The organism is Bacillus sp. AR8-1 (genome assembly GCF_008042345.1).
GTDB lineage: Bacteria > Bacillota > Bacilli > Bacillales > Bacillaceae_G > Bacillus_A > Bacillus_A cereus.
Map to the genome: position 1 here is coordinate 14,791 of NZ_QNUB01000016.1, position 16,703 is coordinate 31,493.

Sequence of the window (16,703 nt, forward strand, 5' to 3'; positions counted from 1 at the left end):
GGGGAATCATTGATTATGATTTGGGTTGCAGTCATTATTACAATGCTCTTGTTTATTTTAGTAGCAAAGCCAACGGGGATTTATTTAGAAAAAGCTTTTCAAGGTAGCAAAACGTTAGATAAAGTATTCGGGCCTTTTGAAAAACTTATTTTTAAAATTACGGGTGTAAAAGCATACAATCAAACGTGGAAACAGTACGCATTATCATTAGTTTTATTAAATGGATTTATGATCGTTGTCGTATACTTCATTTTCAGATTACAAGGTGTGCTGCCACTAAATCCAGCGCATATTGAAGGGATGGAGCCTACGCTCGCTTTTAATACAGCAATTAGTTTTATGGCTGATACAAACTTACAGCATTATAGCGGTGAAAATGGTTTATCTTATTTATCACAATTAATCGGAATTACATTTTTAATGTTTGCGGCACCAGCAACGACATTAGCGCTCGTTATGGCTTTTATAAGAGGACTTGCTGGAAAAGAACTTGGTAACTTTTTCGTTGATTTTACGAGAGCGTTAACGAGAGTGTTTCTTCCTATCGCATTTATTGCGGCACTAGTTTTTGTCGCACTTGGTGTACCACAAACGTTAGATGGGGCGGTTACAGCACAAACGATTGAAGGTGCAAAGCAAAGTATTTTACGTGGACCTGTTGCATCATTCGTTTCCATTAAGGAACTTGGAAATAACGGCGGTGGATTTTTCGGAGCAAACTCTACGCATCCTTTCGAAAATCCAGGACAAATGAGTAATATTTTGCAAATGATGCTTATGATGTTATTACCAACAGCACTTCCATTTACGTACGGACGAATGGTCGGAAATAAAAAACAAGGCCGCATCCTTTTCGTGTCACTTTTTATGGTGTTTTTACTAGGATTTATAACGATTACGACATCTGAACTAAACGGGAATCCGGCATTAAATGGAATGGGTATCGAACATGTACAAGGAAGTACAGAAGGGAAAGAAGTACGATTTGGAACAGTATTTTCTTCACTATACGCAACAGTAACGACAGCTGCTGAAACTGGTGCTGTTAATACAATGCATGATACGTTAACACCAATTGGCGGTCTAGTTCCACTTGTAAATATGATGTTAAATACAGTGTATGGCGGCGTTGGAGCAGGCTTTGTAAATATTATTATGTATGCAATTATCGCGGTGTTTATATCTGGGTTAATGGTTGGACGGACACCAGAGTTTTTAGGTAAAAAGATTGAAGGTAAGGAAATGAAATTAATCGCGGTCACGATTTTATTTCATCCATTGCTCATTTTAGGATTTTCGGCATTAGCTCTTTCAACAAATTTAGGGACGGATGCTATTTCTCATTCTGGTTTCCACGGTTTAACGCAAGTTGTATATGAGTATACATCGTCAGCTGCGAATAACGGATCTGGATTTGAAGGATTAGGAGATAATACACCGTTTTGGAATATTACGACTGGTTTAGTTATGTTTTTAGGACGCTACTTTAGTTTAATTACGATGCTAGCTGTGGCAGCTTCGCTGAAAGAAAAAACGGTAGTGCCAGAAACAGTCGGAACGTTCCGCACAGATAATAGTTTATTTGGTGGTATCTTCATCGGAACAATTGTAATTGTCGGTGCATTAACATTCTTCCCGATGTTAGTACTCGGACCAATTGCAGAATTTCTTACATTGAAGTAATGGAGGGTAAATGATGAGACCGGTAGTAGTAAAAGAAAAACAATTAAATAAGTCACAAATACATGCTGTAGAAGATGAAGTTAGACAAGCGAAAACGATGGATCGTGATATCGTAACACATGCGATGAAACAATCCGTTGCGAAATTGAATCCGAAAGTCATGATAAAGAATCCGATTATGTTCGTTGTGGAAATTGGGTTTATCATTACGTTCATTTTATCTTTTCTTCCAAGCAGTTCTAGTAGTATACCAGGATGGTTTAATATAACAGTTTCTCTTATTCTATTATTTACAGTTTTATTTGCGAATTTTGCAGAAGCATTAGCAGAGGGTCGTGGTAAAGCGCAAGCCGATTCTTTAAAGCAGTCGAAGAAAGATGTGTTTGCAAATGTTGTAAAAGAAAATGGAGACATTGTCCAAGTTTCAGCAACTGATCTTAGAAAAGGTGACGTTGTTATCGTAAAACAGGGAGAAATGATTCCGAATGATGGCGAAGTAATCAAAGGATTAGCATCTGTAGATGAATCTGCAATTACAGGGGAATCAGCTCCTGTTATAAAAGAAGCAGGCGGTGATTTTTGTTCCGTAACAGGTGGAACGATGGTCGTAAGTGATGAAATTACAATTGTCATTACGAGTAATCCTGGTGAATCATTTATCGACAAAATGATTTCTTTAGTAGAAGGAGCTGCTCGTCAAAAAACGCCAAATGAAATTGCTTTAAATACAGTATTAACGAGCTTAACTCTTATTTTCTTGATCGTCGTTGTGACGTTGCCGATTTTTACAAATTATTTAGGTTTTCAAATTGATACAGCTGTACTCGTAGCATTGTTAGTATGTTTAATTCCAACGACAATTGGTGGTTTGCTATCAGCGATTGGTATTGCGGGGATGGACCGGGTGACAAAATTTAACGTGCTAGCGATGTCAGGGAAAGCAGTAGAAGCTGCGGGCGATATTAATACAATTATTTTAGATAAAACAGGTACGATTACTTTTGGAAACCGGATGGCTCATACATTATTGCCTGTAGGAAATGAAACGATTGAGCAAGTTGGAAAGTGGGCTGCTATTAGTTCTGTTTTAGATGAAACGCCAGAAGGTCGATCTGTTATCGAGTATGTGCAGGGAAAATCTATATCATATAATAGAGAACTTGCAGAACAAGGGGAGTTTGTTCCGTTTAAAGCAGAAACGAGAATGAGTGGTGTTGATTTACAAGACGGAACGAAAGTGAGAAAAGGTGCTGTCGGTGCCGTTATTGAATGGGTTGGGTCACAAGGTGGAACAATTCCGAAAGATGTAAATCAAAAAGCAGACTTAATTTCAAAAGAGGGCGGAACACCACTTGTAGTTGCAGTAGATAATCGCATTTACGGTTTAATTTATTTAAAGGATACAGTAAAACCGGGTATGCGTGAGCGTTTTGAACAGTTGCGCCAAATGGGGATTAAAACGGTTATGTGTACAGGTGATAATCCGTTAACAGCAGCAACGATTGCAAAAGAAGCAGGAGTAGATGAATTCGTTGCCGAGTGTAAACCAGAAGATAAAATTGCGGTTATTAAAGCAGAGCAAGATAAAGGGAAACTTGTAGCGATGACAGGTGATGGTACAAATGATGCTCCGGCATTAGCACAGGCTGACGTTGGATTAGCGATGAATAGTGGTACGACAGCTGCGAAAGAAGCAGCGAATATGATTGATTTAGACTCGAATCCAACGAAAATTATTGAGGTTGTAGGAATTGGTAAGCAATTGTTAATGACACGTGGTGCGTTAACGACGTTTAGTATTGCAAATGATATAGCGAAATACTTTGCGATTATTCCAGCGATGTTTACACTTGCAATTCCGCAAATGGAAGCATTGAACATTATGAAATTAACATCACCACTGTCAGCGATTTTATCAGCATTAATATTTAACGCTGTTATTATTCCATTACTCATTCCGTTAGCGATGAAAGGTATCGCATATAAACCGATGAGTTCTAATGCATTGCTTAGCCGAAACTTACTTATTTATGGGCTTGGTGGAGTTATCGTTCCGTTCATTGGAATTAAAGTAATTGATATAATTGTCGGCTTGTTCATATAAGGAAGAGGGGAAAAAGATGGAGAAGAAACAAAGTATACTATCACCAATTATCCGTATTACTTTTACATTTCTAGTGTTGTGCGGACTTGTATACCCGCTTATTGTTACTGGTATTGCACAAGCCGTGATGAAGGATAATGCGGATGGAAGTCTAATATATAATGATAAAAATGAAGTGATTGGTTCTAAATTAATCGGGCAAAACTTCACGGATCCACGTTATTTTCAAGGGCGTGTTTCTAGTATTGAATATAAGGCTGAAGCATCTGGTTCAAATAACTATGCACCATCTAATCCAGATTTAGAGAAACGAGTAGAGAAAAGTATTGAAGAGTGGAAGAAACAAAATCCGAGAGTTCCAGTAACAGAAGTACCGATAGATTTAGTGACAAATTCAGGTTCAGGGCTTGATCCTGATATTAGTCCAAAGGCGGCCTCGGTGCAGGTGGATCGCATTTCGAAATTAACGAATATTCCGAAAGAAACGCTAGATCAATTGATTAAAGATCAAACAGAAGGTGCTGCACTTGGTTTATTTGGAGAAGATCGAGTGAATGTCTTAAAGCTAAATTTAGCATTACAAAAATTAATGAAATAGTAACAGTGCTACCTCAATCTAATGGATTGAGGTAGCGTTGTTTCGAATGAAAGGCAGTGTTTATTTTGTATGCGGATGATTATGAACCGAAGTTTCAAAGGCGAACGCCAGAGGAATATTTAGAATATATTCGGCAACAAAATCGGGGAAAGTTAAAGTTATATGTAGGAGCAGCTCCAGGCGTAGGAAAAAGTTATAAAATGCTCTTTGATGCAAGGGAAATGAAAAAAGATGGAATTGATATTGTAATTGGTTTAATTGAAACGCATGGAAGAAAAGAGACGGAAGAAGCAATTGCTGATTTAGAAAAAGTTCCTTTGAAAGAAATACAGTATAAAGGAAAGGTATTTTATGAGCTTGATGTGGAAGGAATAAAAAAACGCGCGCCTCAAGTAGTCGTAGTGGATGAACTTGCGCATAGTAATGTTCCTGGTTCTAAATATAAGAAACGTTATATGGATGTGCAGGAATTGTTAGAGGCTGGTATATCGGTATTATCAGCTTTTAATATTCAACATTTAGAAAGTGTTCATGATATTGTAGCTCAAATTACGAATGTAAAAGTAAGAGAACGAATTCCAGATTTTATTTTACAAAAAGCAAATGAAATTCAGCTCGTTGATGCAACACCGGAAGTACTTCGGAAGAGGTTAATAGACGGAAAGATATATAAAGAAGAAAAAATTCAGCAAAGCTTACAAAATTTCTTTACGCTTAATAATTTAGGAGCACTCAGGGAATTATCGCTTCGTGAAGTCGCTGACGATATGGACGAAAAGATTAGTCAAACAGTGATAGAACCAATCGGAGTGAAAGAAAAAATTCTCGTTTGTGTACAATACAGTTCAACAGCGGAGAAATTAATAAGACGGGGATGGCGCATGGCTGATCGGTTAAATGCTGAATTGTATGTATTAAATGTTGAAAGAGAAAATATAGACTCTCTTTCAGCTGGTAAAAAACAAACAATTGAAGAGTGGAAGACGCTCACGAATCAATTTGATGCAAGTTTTGTATTAGAAGAAGCAAGAGGGAGAAAGCCAGCGGATGTTATTATTGAGGTTGCGAAAAGATTACAAGTAACGCAAATTTTACTTGGGCAATCGGCAAGAACTCGTTGGGAAGAAATACGAAAAGGTTCGATTGTAAATGAGATTATGAGGCAAACGAGGTATATTGATATTCATATTGTTGCGGATCAAAGAGGATAAATAGAGCCGACCTTTTTGGGGGCTCTATTTTGCTTTTTGTACAGAATGAAAACTTAGCATTTTCATTGCATATAAGATTACAAGTAAAAACATAATTGCGCCTAGGAAGAAAATCCAAAAGTAATTTTGGTTAAATAAAAGAAATCCACCTACAAGTGGCCCTGTGCTCATACCAAGATAGCGGATGAAGTTGTACATACCGATAGCTGTTGCACGTTCTTGCACGAATTCTTCTGTTAATAAAGTAGTGTGAGTTGGCATAGAAAGTCCCATACTAAAACCGTACAAAGATGTAACGATAATGATGAATGGGATATTGATGCTATATGTGAAAGAGAATAAAACGACACATATAATATTGAAGAAACTCGTAATAAATAAAGTTTGCTTTGTTGTGAGGCGTTTTTGCAAAAACTTGTAGCAAAAACTTCCTAGCATGATAGAAAGAGACATTGGTACAAACATAAGACCAATTTCATTTGCAGCTTGATGAAATGAATTTGCTAAAATGCTCGGTAAAAAAACGAGAAAGCAAAAGTAAATACAAAATTGAATGAAGCCAATAAGAGTAATAGAAAATCCAGTTTTATTTTTTAAGATAAGAGAGTAATTCTTTTGTGCTTTAGACTGCTTAATTACATTTGGCTTTGTTTCTGGAAGTAGTGAAATGTTTATAATTAATAAGATAATGCCAAGTGTAGATAAAAAGAGAAATACAGATAAGTGACCATTTATACTGCCAAGAAATCCACCTATGAGAGGAGCCATTGCAGGTGCGAGGGCAAGTAACATTTGGTATAGGCTCATCGCTTCTCCGCGTTCTTTTCCTTCAAATAAATCGCCGATAATCGTTGCTGAAACTACAGGTATAGCCGCTATTCCTATAGCTTGAACAGCTCTAAAAAAGAGAAATAAATAAATGTTTGCCGAAAAAGCACATCCGATTGAACCAATTGTACTAATGACTAAACTAGGGATAAGGACAGATTTTCTCCCTTTTGTATCAATTAAAGGTCCATATACGAGCTGCATAATTGCAAGAACGAATGTGAAAAGTGAAACTGTTACATTTACAAGATAAAGAGAAGTGTGAAAAGAATTTTGAATCATCGGTAAGATAGGTGTGTAAATATTTTGAGCGAAGGAACCGAGTAAGGCACTAATACAGACAACATATAAAATGAAAGTTAGTTTAGATTTTTTCATCTTGTTAACCCCCTTGTATTTTAGTTTCCTCGGAAACTAAATTTATTTTAACATGATTTTCTCACTTGTAAAGATGAAAAAATAATTTTAAAATGGTATATAGTTAAATTGTTTCTTTGGAAACTTAGGAGGCGAACGGATTGAAGCATACAACGAAGCAAATGGAAATACTGTCGGACATTCGTACACTTTTGCATAAAAAAGAAGAACATTTAAAACGACAAAATGAGAAGTTTCTTCGTGAGACAGGTGTAAGTAGTATGTCTTTATCTGAGTTACATGTAATCGAATGTATTGGAAAAAATGGTTTGATGAATGTAACGGCAATTACGACAGAAATGGGCATGACGAAGGGAGCAATCTCTAAAATTTGTACGAAGTTGTTTCAAAAGCAATTCGTTGAGAAGATGCAAATGTTAGATAATCAAAAAGAAATCTTCTTCAGCTTAACGGAAAGCGGAAATGAAATATATAAAGCTCATGAAAAATTGCATAAGCAAGCTGAAGAAAAGTGGTTGTTACTTTTAGATGGATATAGGAAAGAAGAGCAAGACTTTATTCAAAGGTTTATAAAGGATGTCTCCGATCATTTGGAAATATAATTGGAAGAAAAAACTCCTTTTTCTCAAGTCTTTTAAATATAATTTCTGAAAGAACTCATATATAATAGAAAAAGATAATTAACATGGTGAATAATTAAAGAGTCAATATATATAGAGGAGAGAGTAACATGCTTGAAAATACGGGGTTAGTATTAGAAGGCGGCGGTATGCGTGGTGTATATACGGGTGGGATATTAGAATACTTTATGGAACAAGATTTATATTTTCCATATGTAATCGGTGTATCAGCTGGTGCTTGTCATGCAGCGTCGTATCTTTCCAGACAAAGAAATAGAAATAAAACGGTCAATATTGATTATGCATCACATCCGAAATATTTATCGTATAAAAACTTATGGAGAAAACGTCAACTATTTGATATGGATTTCATTTTTCATGAAATCCCAGAAAAGCATGTTCCGTTTGATTTTGAAACATACTTTAATAGCCCAGAACGTTTCCTTGTAGGAACGACGGATTGTGAAACTGGGCAATCTGTTTATTTTGAAAAAGAAGGAACGAATGATGATGCGCTAAATTTATTACAAGCGTCTAGTTCATTGCCTTTCATTGCACCAGTAGTAAATTACCGTGGTAAGCAGTTATTAGATGGCGGGATTTCTGATCCCATTCCAGTTCGTAAAGCACAGGAAGATGGATTTAAAAAATCAGTCGTTATTTTAACGAGAAATCATGGTTACGCGAAGAAAAAATCAAAATTCGGATGGATTGCAGGAAAAGCTTATAAAAAATATCCGAATCTTGTTAACACGATGTTGAATCGTTATGAAGTGTATAATGAAACACTTCACTATATTGAAAAAGAAGAGCAAGCTGGTAATTTATTTGTTATTCGCCCAGAAGTGCCGCTTCAAGTAGATCGTATGGAAAAAGATACAGCAAAACTACAAAATTTATACGAGCAAGGCTATGAAGATGCAAAGAGACAATTTGCAGATTTGCAGGCGTTTTTGCAAAAATAATAATTAGGCTGTGGAGAAGAATTTCTCTGCAGCCTTTTTATATTGCTACTTATACGTTACTTTTTAAAAATGTATGAATGTTTAAGTGTTTAAAGAGTTTGTAAAACATCGGGGTTTCTTGTTGAGGAGAATTTATTTGAAGGATATTATGATGATGTAGCGCTACTAAAATATTAAATTTATGAGGTGATTGTTAATGAAAGGAAAAGTTTTTTCAATTACGACTTTAGTATTATTAGCAACATCAATCTCAACAAGTGCATTCTATCCAACTCTAAGCGGTCACAAAAGCGGTAACCTACTATCTTATAGAGCTCAAACTACTACGAATCAAAATGCATCTCGTTGTTCAGTAGCAATTTCTTTTATTAAATCAAATGGAAATAATTCATATATTGAAAGCGCTTCAGACAAATTAGGGTCCCATGAATCTGGAAGAGCATTAAACGCAACTGTGAGTAATGGTGCATATAACGCCTTTGGTGCAAAAGGACTATACTCGGAGCATTATGCAAATGAGAATAATGACTATCAAGAAGATACACACAAAGGTACTTTTGATAGTAACGGTAACTTACGATTACAGTGGTAAAAAGCATTAAACAGTTGTCTTTATAAATATTTGGATAAGGAGAAGGGGATGTTCATCATCTCCTTCTTATTTAAAAGGAGCACAGACATGTACCTAGCTTTTAAAAATATAAAAAGCAATAAACTGTTTTTCTTAATTCTCCTTATGTCATTTTTTATTTCTTTTCTTTCTATATCAATAGCCGCACTTTTAACAGAATCTAAACGAAACTTTATATCTGCTTTTCAAATCGGTTTTCCAGAGAAGAATCAAATTTTAACTGTTCCGATAGCGAATGCAACTGAATTGGAAGAGATAATTCCTTTCATACAAGATATTTTTGTTAAAAGTGATATTTATGTAGAGCATTTAAAAGCATTAAATAGTTCAGGGGCAACAAAGATTATAGCTGTGAACTTAAAAGATGATTATTATTGGAAGCCATATATTTCTGAAGGACAATATTTTCATCGTGAAAATGTAAACGATATGGTTGTTGGCGATCAAACGAATGTAGAGGAGTTATATGAATTTGATGATACATATAAAAAAATAGGAACTATATCAAGAAAAGACAGTGACGTCGGTGTAGCAGGTATATACGTTCCACTTCAAAACTTACCTACTATATCTAAAAAAGGTATTATCGCGAGTAAACAATTACAATTAACAGTTGTTAATCCTACATCATCTATTCATAACGAAATAAAAAAGTTTATGGATAGGAGTAAAGAAGTACTTTCGGGAGATGTTCAAATACTGAATGAACGAGATCTTCAGGAACTACATGTGACACATATAGATCCAGCAAATAAGTATTATTATAAATTTATTCTTGTTGCAATTGTTTCTGGCATTTCTGCGGTTTTATTTTGGATTTATAAAAAAGAAAGAGAGATTTCATTAAAAAAAGCAGTAGGTGCTTCTAATATATCTATTTACTGCGAACTATATATTCAAATTTTGTTTATTTCTCTAGTGGCGATGCTGTTGGTTTTTCTGGTGTTAGAAATGTTTTCTGGAACAATTCATACGTATTTTCAGACATACTTATTAAAACCGTTAACACCATATGTATTGGTATGTAATATTGTTTTTATAATTTTTCTTACAATGTTTGTTACTGTAATTCCAATCAAGCACATTATAAATATATATCCCGGAAAACATTTAAGAATGTAGGAGGTCTTCATGTTTTTTATATTTGATTCTATACGGTCTGTGAAAAAACGGTTGTTACCAAGTTTGATTATAGTAATTTCTTTAATTATTGCATTTTCTTCAGCAATAGAATTTGTTAGTAATCTTTCGGGATATCGAAAAATGATGACGGTAGCAAATAATTTATCGACTCATAAAAATTTCTATGAACTTTATGCGACGCAAGATATAACATTGTTTAGCGAAGAAAAAGCAAAAAGTGATTATCAACATTTCATGCAAGGGTTATCTAATACGATACCAATAACAAATAAAACAAATTATTTGTTCCGTAACTATTCACTTAGTTTAAAAAAAGAAAATGGAACGATAAAGACTCTTATTGTTGATAAAGATATTAATAAGTACTTTCATATACGAATTTCACAAGGAAGATATTTTGAGGAATCGGAATTTCATAAATCAGTATTTGATATTAGACCTGTTATATTAGGGGCTAATTATATAGAAAAGGTATCTATTGGTGATGTTATACCATCTGGAAAAATGAAGCTAAAAGTAATTGGCTTTTTAGAAAAAAATTCACCATTTACATATCCTCGAAGTGGTGAAATATCGGATAATCGTATTACATTATTAGATGACATGGCGATTTTACCAATTGGAACAGAAGAAATAGAGTTCTATAGTGTAGAACTTTTATACAATGGGTTAATTATAGAAACAAAGGAGAAGATAAATATAAATGAATTTCAAAAGAAAGTATTAAAGGTAACGGAAGGTAAGGGTTATTCGTATTATGTTACAAATCCGAATAAATTGTTAGAAAATGAAAAACAAGGTATTGATAATATGTCATACCCCTTATTATTAAGCGGTACAGTCTTATTTTTTTCATTTCTATCTATTGTATTGACATCAATGGCAGCACTTTATATGGAGCGTAAAAATATTTCTATTAAATCAGCGTTAGGTGCAAGCACTTTTCAAATATGTCTTCCATTTATTATTGAGTATATGTTGCTATTCGTTTTAGCGATATGTATAGGAATAATGTATTTTCAATGGGAGAATAGCGGAGTAATTGAAATTCAGAAAGGGCTAGAAAATAGTATAGTATCTTTCTTTGGAACGTTAAAAGTCTCTATAGAATCATTGGTTGTTATAGGTGCTTTATCACTTGTAATGATCCTCGTTATATATGCAATCATTTATTTCAATGTACTAAAAATAAAAAATACATATATGAAAGAGGTGTTATAGATGATTCAGCTCGCAAATGTGGCTAAGGGCTTTGGAAAGAATAATTTTAGTGCTTTAAAAGATATTAATCTTACAATAGAAAAAGGCGAAATGATAGCCATTATGGGCCCCTCTGGTTCGGGGAAGTCTACTCTCCTTAACATTATTGGCTTAATCGATAGCCCCTCTGCTGGAAAGTATTTTTTAGATGGAATGGATACGAGTACATTAAAGCAAAACTATCATAAGTATAGAAACACGGAAGTTGGATTTGTGTTTCAGAACTTTTCGCTACTCGATGATTATACGATTATTGAAAATGTAATGCTTCCACTTATATATAGAAGAATTTCTCATAAGAAACGTATGCAAATATCAAAAGAAATGCTGAAAATGGTAGGGCTTGAGAGGCATATTAACAAATATCCTTACGAGTTATCAGGAGGAGAACAGCAAAGAACAGCAATAGCAAGGGCTTTAGCACAAGATACAAAAATTATACTTGCTGATGAACCGACTGGTGCTCTTGATCAAGAAAATGGGGAAAAAATTATGAGTATTTTACAAGAGATTAATAAAGAAGGAAAAACAGTGCTAGTTGTTACACATGATCAAAAGGTAGCTGCATATTGTCAGAGGACGATACGGTTACTTGATGGTTGTATGGTATAATATGGATAATGTTGTGCGAAGAGGTGATACATATGGAAAATGTATATAAAGGACTTAGGCATACCGGATTTACTGCTATGCTTATTTTTGGAGGGGTATTTCTACTTCGCTGGCTCATACATGATGAGATGCTACTGGATCAGCTTATTGGATTTAGTGTAGGAATGGTAATGGTTGTTTCGTCAGTTTTCATTCAAAAGTATAGTAAAGAATTACAGGTAGAAGAGAAGTATTAAAAGGTTATAAGCTCCTTCATATTTTGGAGGTGCCTTTATAGTTTGAATGATTGTTATAAAAGAAAAGTAGAGCATCGGATTTCGATGCTCTACTTTTTTAATGTGGTAAGAATATCAATTGATAAGCAAACAAAATTCCAAATACATATACAAGTGGGTGAACAGCACGGAATTTACCTTTTGCCACTTTCATAAGTGGGTATGAAATAAATCCAAGTGCGATACCTGTTGCGATACTTGATGTAAGTGGCATGCTTAAGATTACTAAAAATGCTGGGAATGCTTCATCAAATGCGTCCCAATCGATGTGGCGAACTGAACCCATCATAAGACTACCAACGATAATTAATGATGGTGCAGTAATAGCTGATACACCAGAAACAGCACTTACTAATGGGCCGAAGAATGCTGTTAGTGCGAATAGAACAGCTACTGTAACAGTTGTTAAACCAGTACGACCACCAGCTGCAACACCAGCAGATGATTCAATGTAAGCTGTTGATGGTGTTGTTCCGAACATAGAACCAATTGTTGCTGAGAATGAGTCAGATAGAAGAGCTCGTCCAGCTTTTGGAAGTTTTCCGTCTTTCATAAATCCACCTTGTTGAGCTACACCAAGTAATGTACCTGTTGTATCGAATAATGTAACAAGGAAGAATGAAAATACAACGCCGTATAATCCGTAGTTAATTACGTCAGATACAGCAGTAATTGGATTTGAAACGATAATTCCTTCTGGTAATCCAGGCATTGATGTAACACCGTTTGAGAATGTTAATTGTCCTGTGAAGAAAGCGATAATACCAGTTAATAGCATACCAATAAATAGTGCGCCATTTACATTTAAAGACATAAGGATAATAGTAATTCCAAGTCCAGCTAATGCTAGTAGAACTGGAGCAGAGTGAAGATCACCAAGTCCAACTAAGTTTGCATCATTTTTTGTAACGATACCTGTTAAACGTAAACCGATAAAGGCGATAAATAGCCCAATACCAGCAGTAATTGCATGTTTTAAGTTTTCAGGAATTGCTTCCATTAATTTTGTACGGAAAGATGTAAATGATAGCAAAATTAAAATCATACCTGCTACGAATACAGCAGAGAATGCAATTGCGAAAGTCATGCCTTCATGAGCTTTTACAACAGAGTAAGAGAAGTAAGCATTTAATCCCATACCTGGCGCGATTGCGATTGGTAAGTTTGTAAAGATTGCCATAAATAATGTTCCGACAACAGCAGCGATAATTGTTGCTGTAAATGCTTGTTCAAATGGAACACCTGCATCCCCAAGGATAACAGGATTTACGACAATGATATATGCCATTGTTAAGAAGGTAATAATACCTGCCATAATTTCAGTTTTAATAGAAGTTTTATGTTTTGAAAGGTTAAACATATAAACATCCTTTCTGTTTACGAATAATTTTCACAACAGTTATATATAATATTCGTTTTTAAACTATTTTGCAATAGTTTTGCATAAAAAGTTTATAACAATTCATATTTTGTGTCTTAAATTCGAATATTAATCGTAACTTGATGTGTGAATTTCAGTTTTTATTATGCACATTATAAGGAAAAGGAGTTGAAAGAAGCTATGCCACAGCAAAAAAACTTTGTAACAATGCCAGCGCAACATCAAAATAAACAGCCGGGGATTGAATCATTAATGAATCCACTTCCGCAGTTTGAAGATCCAAATTATAAAGGAAGTGAAAAGTTAAAAGGAAAGAATGTGTTAATTACGGGAGGAGATAGCGGAATTGGACGCGCAGTTTCCATCGCTTTTGCAAAAGAGGGAGCAAATGTTGCGATTGCTTATTTAGATGAGGAAGAAGATGCTAATGAGACGAAGCAATATGTTGAGAAAGAAGGTGTAAAGTGTGTATTGTTGCCGGGTGATTTAAGTGATGAACAGCATTGTAAAGATGTTGTTCAAGAGACCGTCCAGCAGCTAGGTAGTTTACAGGTTTTAGTAAATAATGTCGCGCAGCAATATCCGCAGCAAGGGCTAGAGTATATTACAGCAGAACAGCTAGAAAAAACATTTCGTATTAATATTTTTTCTTATTTTCACGTTACGAAAGCAGCCCTTTCTCATTTGAAGAAAGGGGATGTCATTATAAATACAGCATCTATCGTTGCATATGAAGGAAATGAAACGTTAATTGATTATTCCGCAACGAAAGGAGCAATCGTAGCTTTTACAAGATCACTTTCTCAATCGTTAGTGCAAAAAGGGATTCGGGTAAATGGTGTTGCACCAGGACCGATTTGGACACCGCTTATTCCATCGAGCTTTGATGAGAAGAAAGTCTCTCAGTTTGGGAGCAATGTCCCAATGCAAAGGCCTGGTCAACCATATGAGTTAGCGCCGGCATACGTATATTTAGCGTCTGGTGATTCTTCTTATGTTACTGGACAAATGATACACGTAAATGGGGGCGTTATTGTAAATGGATAGTTTTCATTTATAAGAGCAAAGTAATGTTAATTCCACTTATTATAGTGAGCGCTAGGGGGGATATAGCTGAAAAAGTTATGTTTCGTCATACTATTATTTTTCATCCTACCGGTTAGTGCTTTTGCTAATACAGATCATTTAATATTAGTGAATCTTACGACAAATCAGTTGTCTTTTTTTGAGAATGGAAATTATACAAAAACATTTCCAGTAACGACTGGAAGAGATCGTACACCTACGCCTGAAGGTAACTTTTGTATTATAACTAAATTTAAAAATAAAGAATACCATCGAAAAAAAATACCTGGGGGTGCACCGAATAATCCTCTCGGTACGAGGTGGCTGGGACTAGATAAGAATGAATATGCGATTCACGGGACGAACCGGGAATGGACGATTGGAAGTAGGGAATCAAATGGTTGTATTCGCATGCATGACAGGGATATACAATGGTTATATGACAGAGTACAATTACAAACAAAAGTAATCATTTCTCGTTTTCATACGAGCCCCGAATATGAAGCGAATAAGCTTGGTTATCGCGTTGTGAGCTGGAATGGTCGAAAAATAGAAAAAGAACAAATTGGAGTACTTACGTTAGTAGACCGCGCGGATATATATTGGCAAGAACCAAATGGACAGTTAACGAAGGTAAAAACTGTATTGCCAAATGAAAGATATCCGGTGTACTCAAAACGAAAAGATGGAATATATTATATAGGAAACAATTCGTATATTATAGATGAAACAGGAGAGAAAATTCGTTACGAGCAAATTCCTTCTTCGATTTTAAGTAATATATATAAACGGAAATACAATGTTCCGTAATGGCTACCGTATTATAGACGGTAGCTTATTTATACTTGGAGTTTAACTGCAACTATTGTATTTTGCTGAATATAATACAGTACAGATAGGGGGCGGTTATATTATGAAAAGTGAATTTGCGTTTAAAGTTTTCTTAGTAACGACCTGTTTATTTATCGTGTATTTATATGCGTTTCTCGTCTTTTCTTTTTATGTTCCATATGTTGATTTAATATTATTCTTCGGATTTATTTGGGCGTTTGTGAAAGCGAGGGAAGGAGAGAAGAGTATATATCGGCGCATTACCCTATGCGGGACGGCCGTTCTCGTTATTTTGTACTTTTTTATTATGCATGATTTTTGGAGAGGGATGTAAAAAAGCATACGATGAATCGTATGCTTTTTATGTTTAATATTTAGGCTTAAATGTATGACAACAAGTCTCTACACTCGTTGCTACAGAACTTTCTAGCGTCTCGTTTGTTAAAACAGCAGCTGTATATGAATCATTTTCAGTTTGACCAGTTTCATCTGCATCAGGCTGAACGATGATCGCACTTGCTTGACAAAAGTTACCTTGTCCCCAAAAAGAACAGTTGGAAACAGAACATCTTACTTCTGGCATAAAACCCCCTCCTTATACATTAGTGTGGGATTTTACGCCTATTTCATGTGTAGAAGGAGTTTCCTTTTCTTATTACTTTTTCGTTTGTTCAAGCCATTCTTTTAATTTGTCTTTCGGCTGTTCACCGCTAATACGGCTCACTTCTTTGCCATCTTTAAAATGAATGATTGTTGGTGTACCTTGAATTTTATATTCATCCCAAGGAGCATCTAATTTTTCAATATCCATAACTTTCATATCAACGTTCAAGTCTTTAGCCATTGGCACTACGACAGGAGATAATTTTTGGCAATGAACGCAAGATGTTTGATAAAAGTATACTGTTTCTTCTTTTTTCTCTTGTAAATTCTTTTGAAGATCTGAAAGAGAGATTTTATTTGTGTAGTAGTCAGGACCATCTGTTTGACTACCAGTAGCACTTCCTCCTTCCATTTTTTGGCTGGTAGTAGTTTTTTCTTCCATTTGTGTTACAGCGAAAATTGCCGCAAACAAGGCGATAATAATACCACCAAATATGAGCATTTTTTTCATTCTT

General features: G+C 35.0%; 18 protein-coding genes. 14 read left to right on the plus strand and 4 right to left on the minus strand.

What is annotated here, in order from left to right:
* Positions 1 to 15: 15 nt before the first annotated feature.
* From kdpA to kdpDN, 4 genes are read left to right on the plus strand one after another with little or no spacing between them, the layout of a single operon-like run.
* Positions 16 to 1,683 carry a potassium-transporting ATPase subunit KdpA gene (gene kdpA, locus DN400_RS09520; RefSeq protein WP_000638330.1) on the plus strand — a complete coding sequence of 556 codons (1,668 nt, stop codon included), beginning with the start codon at positions 16 to 18 and terminating at the stop codon, positions 1,681 to 1,683.
* Between the two features lie 13 nt (positions 1,684 to 1,696).
* The gene (kdpB, locus tag DN400_RS09525; protein ID WP_029441657.1) at positions 1,697 to 3,787 is read left to right on the plus strand and encodes a potassium-transporting ATPase subunit KdpB; all 2,091 of its coding nucleotides are present in this window, start codon (positions 1,697 to 1,699) and stop codon (positions 3,785 to 3,787) included.
* Between the two features lie 16 nt (positions 3,788 to 3,803).
* Entirely contained in the window at positions 3,804 to 4,385 is a 582-nt protein-coding gene (gene kdpC, locus DN400_RS09530; protein ID WP_065228319.1) for a K(+)-transporting ATPase subunit C, read from the plus strand.
* 56 nt (positions 4,386 to 4,441) lie between these two features.
* A complete protein-coding gene (gene kdpDN / locus DN400_RS09535; RefSeq protein WP_072939968.1) occupies positions 4,442 to 5,596 on the plus strand; it encodes a KdpD-like non-kinase potassium sensor in 1,155 nt (384 codons plus the stop codon).
* Between the two features lie 24 nt (positions 5,597 to 5,620).
* On the opposite strand, the gene DN400_RS09540 is transcribed toward kdpDN, so the two are convergent.
* Entirely contained in the window at positions 5,621 to 6,802 is a 1,182-nt protein-coding gene (locus DN400_RS09540; RefSeq protein ID WP_000748721.1) for an MFS transporter, read from the minus strand.
* 140 nt (positions 6,803 to 6,942) lie between these two features.
* Between DN400_RS09540 and DN400_RS09545 the strand changes: the two genes are divergently transcribed.
* The 7 genes from DN400_RS09545 to DN400_RS09575 all read left to right on the plus strand — a co-directional run bounded on the left by DN400_RS09545 (position 6,943) and on the right by DN400_RS09575 (position 12,269).
* Positions 6,943 to 7,404: a MarR family transcriptional regulator gene (locus tag DN400_RS09545; protein ID WP_065228320.1), complete on the plus strand. Its 462-nt coding sequence runs from the start codon at positions 6,943 to 6,945 to the stop codon at positions 7,402 to 7,404.
* Positions 7,405 to 7,532: 128 nt separating this feature from the next.
* Positions 7,533 to 8,387 carry a patatin-like phospholipase family protein gene (locus DN400_RS09550; RefSeq protein WP_000892676.1) on the plus strand — a complete coding sequence of 285 codons (855 nt, stop codon included), beginning with the start codon at positions 7,533 to 7,535 and terminating at the stop codon, positions 8,385 to 8,387.
* Positions 8,388 to 8,583: 196 nt separating this feature from the next.
* Complete coding sequence (locus DN400_RS09555; protein WP_000676983.1) at positions 8,584 to 8,979, plus strand: hypothetical protein; 396 nt, start codon at positions 8,584 to 8,586, stop codon at positions 8,977 to 8,979.
* Positions 8,980 to 9,066: 87 nt separating this feature from the next.
* Positions 9,067 to 10,140 (plus strand): ABC transporter permease, encoded by a 1,074-nt coding sequence (locus DN400_RS09560; RefSeq protein ID WP_065228321.1) that lies wholly within the window; start codon positions 9,067 to 9,069, stop codon positions 10,138 to 10,140.
* Between the two features lie 9 nt (positions 10,141 to 10,149).
* Positions 10,150 to 11,382: an ABC transporter permease gene (locus tag DN400_RS09565; protein ID WP_065228322.1), complete on the plus strand. Its 1,233-nt coding sequence runs from the start codon at positions 10,150 to 10,152 to the stop codon at positions 11,380 to 11,382.
* Positions 11,383 to 12,033: an ABC transporter ATP-binding protein gene (locus DN400_RS09570; protein WP_000615279.1), complete on the plus strand. Its 651-nt coding sequence runs from the start codon at positions 11,383 to 11,385 to the stop codon at positions 12,031 to 12,033. It abuts the gene before it with no gap.
* 8 nt (positions 12,034 to 12,041) lie between these two features.
* On the plus strand, positions 12,042 to 12,269 hold the full coding sequence (locus tag DN400_RS09575; RefSeq protein ID WP_141505400.1) for a hypothetical protein: 228 nt from the start codon (positions 12,042 to 12,044) through the stop codon (positions 12,267 to 12,269).
* A gap of 97 nt (positions 12,270 to 12,366) precedes the next feature.
* Here the strand turns inward: DN400_RS09575 and DN400_RS09580 are convergent, their stop codons facing one another.
* Positions 12,367 to 13,668, minus strand: coding sequence for an NCS2 family permease (locus DN400_RS09580; RefSeq protein WP_044783317.1), 1,302 nt, complete (start codon positions 13,666 to 13,668; stop codon positions 12,367 to 12,369).
* A gap of 201 nt (positions 13,669 to 13,869) precedes the next feature.
* Here DN400_RS09580 and DN400_RS09585 point away from each other — a divergent pair, with 201 nt between their 5' ends.
* From DN400_RS09585 to DN400_RS09595, 3 genes are all read left to right on the plus strand, one after another.
* Complete coding sequence (locus DN400_RS09585; RefSeq protein WP_065228324.1) at positions 13,870 to 14,736, plus strand: SDR family oxidoreductase; 867 nt, start codon at positions 13,870 to 13,872, stop codon at positions 14,734 to 14,736.
* A gap of 66 nt (positions 14,737 to 14,802) precedes the next feature.
* Entirely contained in the window at positions 14,803 to 15,564 is a 762-nt protein-coding gene (locus DN400_RS09590) for a L,D-transpeptidase (protein ID WP_065228325.1), read from the plus strand.
* A gap of 103 nt (positions 15,565 to 15,667) precedes the next feature.
* Positions 15,668 to 15,919 (plus strand): hypothetical protein, encoded by a 252-nt coding sequence (locus tag DN400_RS09595; protein WP_000834195.1) that lies wholly within the window; start codon positions 15,668 to 15,670, stop codon positions 15,917 to 15,919.
* Positions 15,920 to 15,952: 33 nt separating this feature from the next.
* Here DN400_RS09595 and DN400_RS09600 read toward each other — a convergent pair whose 3' ends face one another.
* Both DN400_RS09600 and DN400_RS09605 read right to left on the minus strand, forming a co-directional pair.
* The gene (locus DN400_RS09600; RefSeq protein WP_001115481.1) at positions 15,953 to 16,168 is read right to left on the minus strand and encodes a DUF1540 domain-containing protein; all 216 of its coding nucleotides are present in this window, start codon (positions 16,166 to 16,168) and stop codon (positions 15,953 to 15,955) included.
* Between the two features lie 72 nt (positions 16,169 to 16,240).
* Positions 16,241 to 16,699 (minus strand): thioredoxin family protein, encoded by a 459-nt coding sequence (locus DN400_RS09605; RefSeq protein WP_065228326.1) that lies wholly within the window; start codon positions 16,697 to 16,699, stop codon positions 16,241 to 16,243.
* Positions 16,700 to 16,703 lie beyond the last annotated feature (4 nt).

Coding starts and splice junctions, on each gene's coding strand:
- DN400_RS09585 (WP_065228324.1), top strand. CDS start 13,870: ATGCCACAGCAAAAAAACTTTGTAACAATGCCAGCGCAACATCAAAAT.
- kdpC (WP_065228319.1), top strand. CDS start 3,804: ATGGAGAAGAAACAAAGTATACTATCACCAATTATCCGTATTACTTTT.
- DN400_RS09575 (WP_141505400.1), top strand. CDS start 12,042: ATGTTGTGCGAAGAGGTGATACATATGGAAAATGTATATAAAGGACTT.
- DN400_RS09550 (WP_000892676.1), top strand. CDS start 7,533: ATGCTTGAAAATACGGGGTTAGTATTAGAAGGCGGCGGTATGCGTGGT.
- DN400_RS09555 (WP_000676983.1), top strand. CDS start 8,584: ATGAAAGGAAAAGTTTTTTCAATTACGACTTTAGTATTATTAGCAACA.
- DN400_RS09540 (WP_000748721.1), bottom strand. CDS start 6,802: ATGAAAAAATCTAAACTAACTTTCATTTTATATGTTGTCTGTATTAGT.
- kdpB (WP_029441657.1), top strand. CDS start 1,697: ATGAGACCGGTAGTAGTAAAAGAAAAACAATTAAATAAGTCACAAATA.
- DN400_RS09580 (WP_044783317.1), bottom strand. CDS start 13,668: ATGTTTAACCTTTCAAAACATAAAACTTCTATTAAAACTGAAATTATG.
- DN400_RS09565 (WP_065228322.1), top strand. CDS start 10,150: ATGTTTTTTATATTTGATTCTATACGGTCTGTGAAAAAACGGTTGTTA.
- DN400_RS09600 (WP_001115481.1), bottom strand. CDS start 16,168: ATGCCAGAAGTAAGATGTTCTGTTTCCAACTGTTCTTTTTGGGGACAA.
- DN400_RS09595 (WP_000834195.1), top strand. CDS start 15,668: ATGAAAAGTGAATTTGCGTTTAAAGTTTTCTTAGTAACGACCTGTTTA.
- DN400_RS09605 (WP_065228326.1), bottom strand. CDS start 16,699: ATGAAAAAAATGCTCATATTTGGTGGTATTATTATCGCCTTGTTTGCG.
- DN400_RS09570 (WP_000615279.1), top strand. CDS start 11,383: ATGATTCAGCTCGCAAATGTGGCTAAGGGCTTTGGAAAGAATAATTTT.
- DN400_RS09560 (WP_065228321.1), top strand. CDS start 9,067: ATGTACCTAGCTTTTAAAAATATAAAAAGCAATAAACTGTTTTTCTTA.
- kdpA (WP_000638330.1), top strand. CDS start 16: ATGATTTGGGTTGCAGTCATTATTACAATGCTCTTGTTTATTTTAGTA.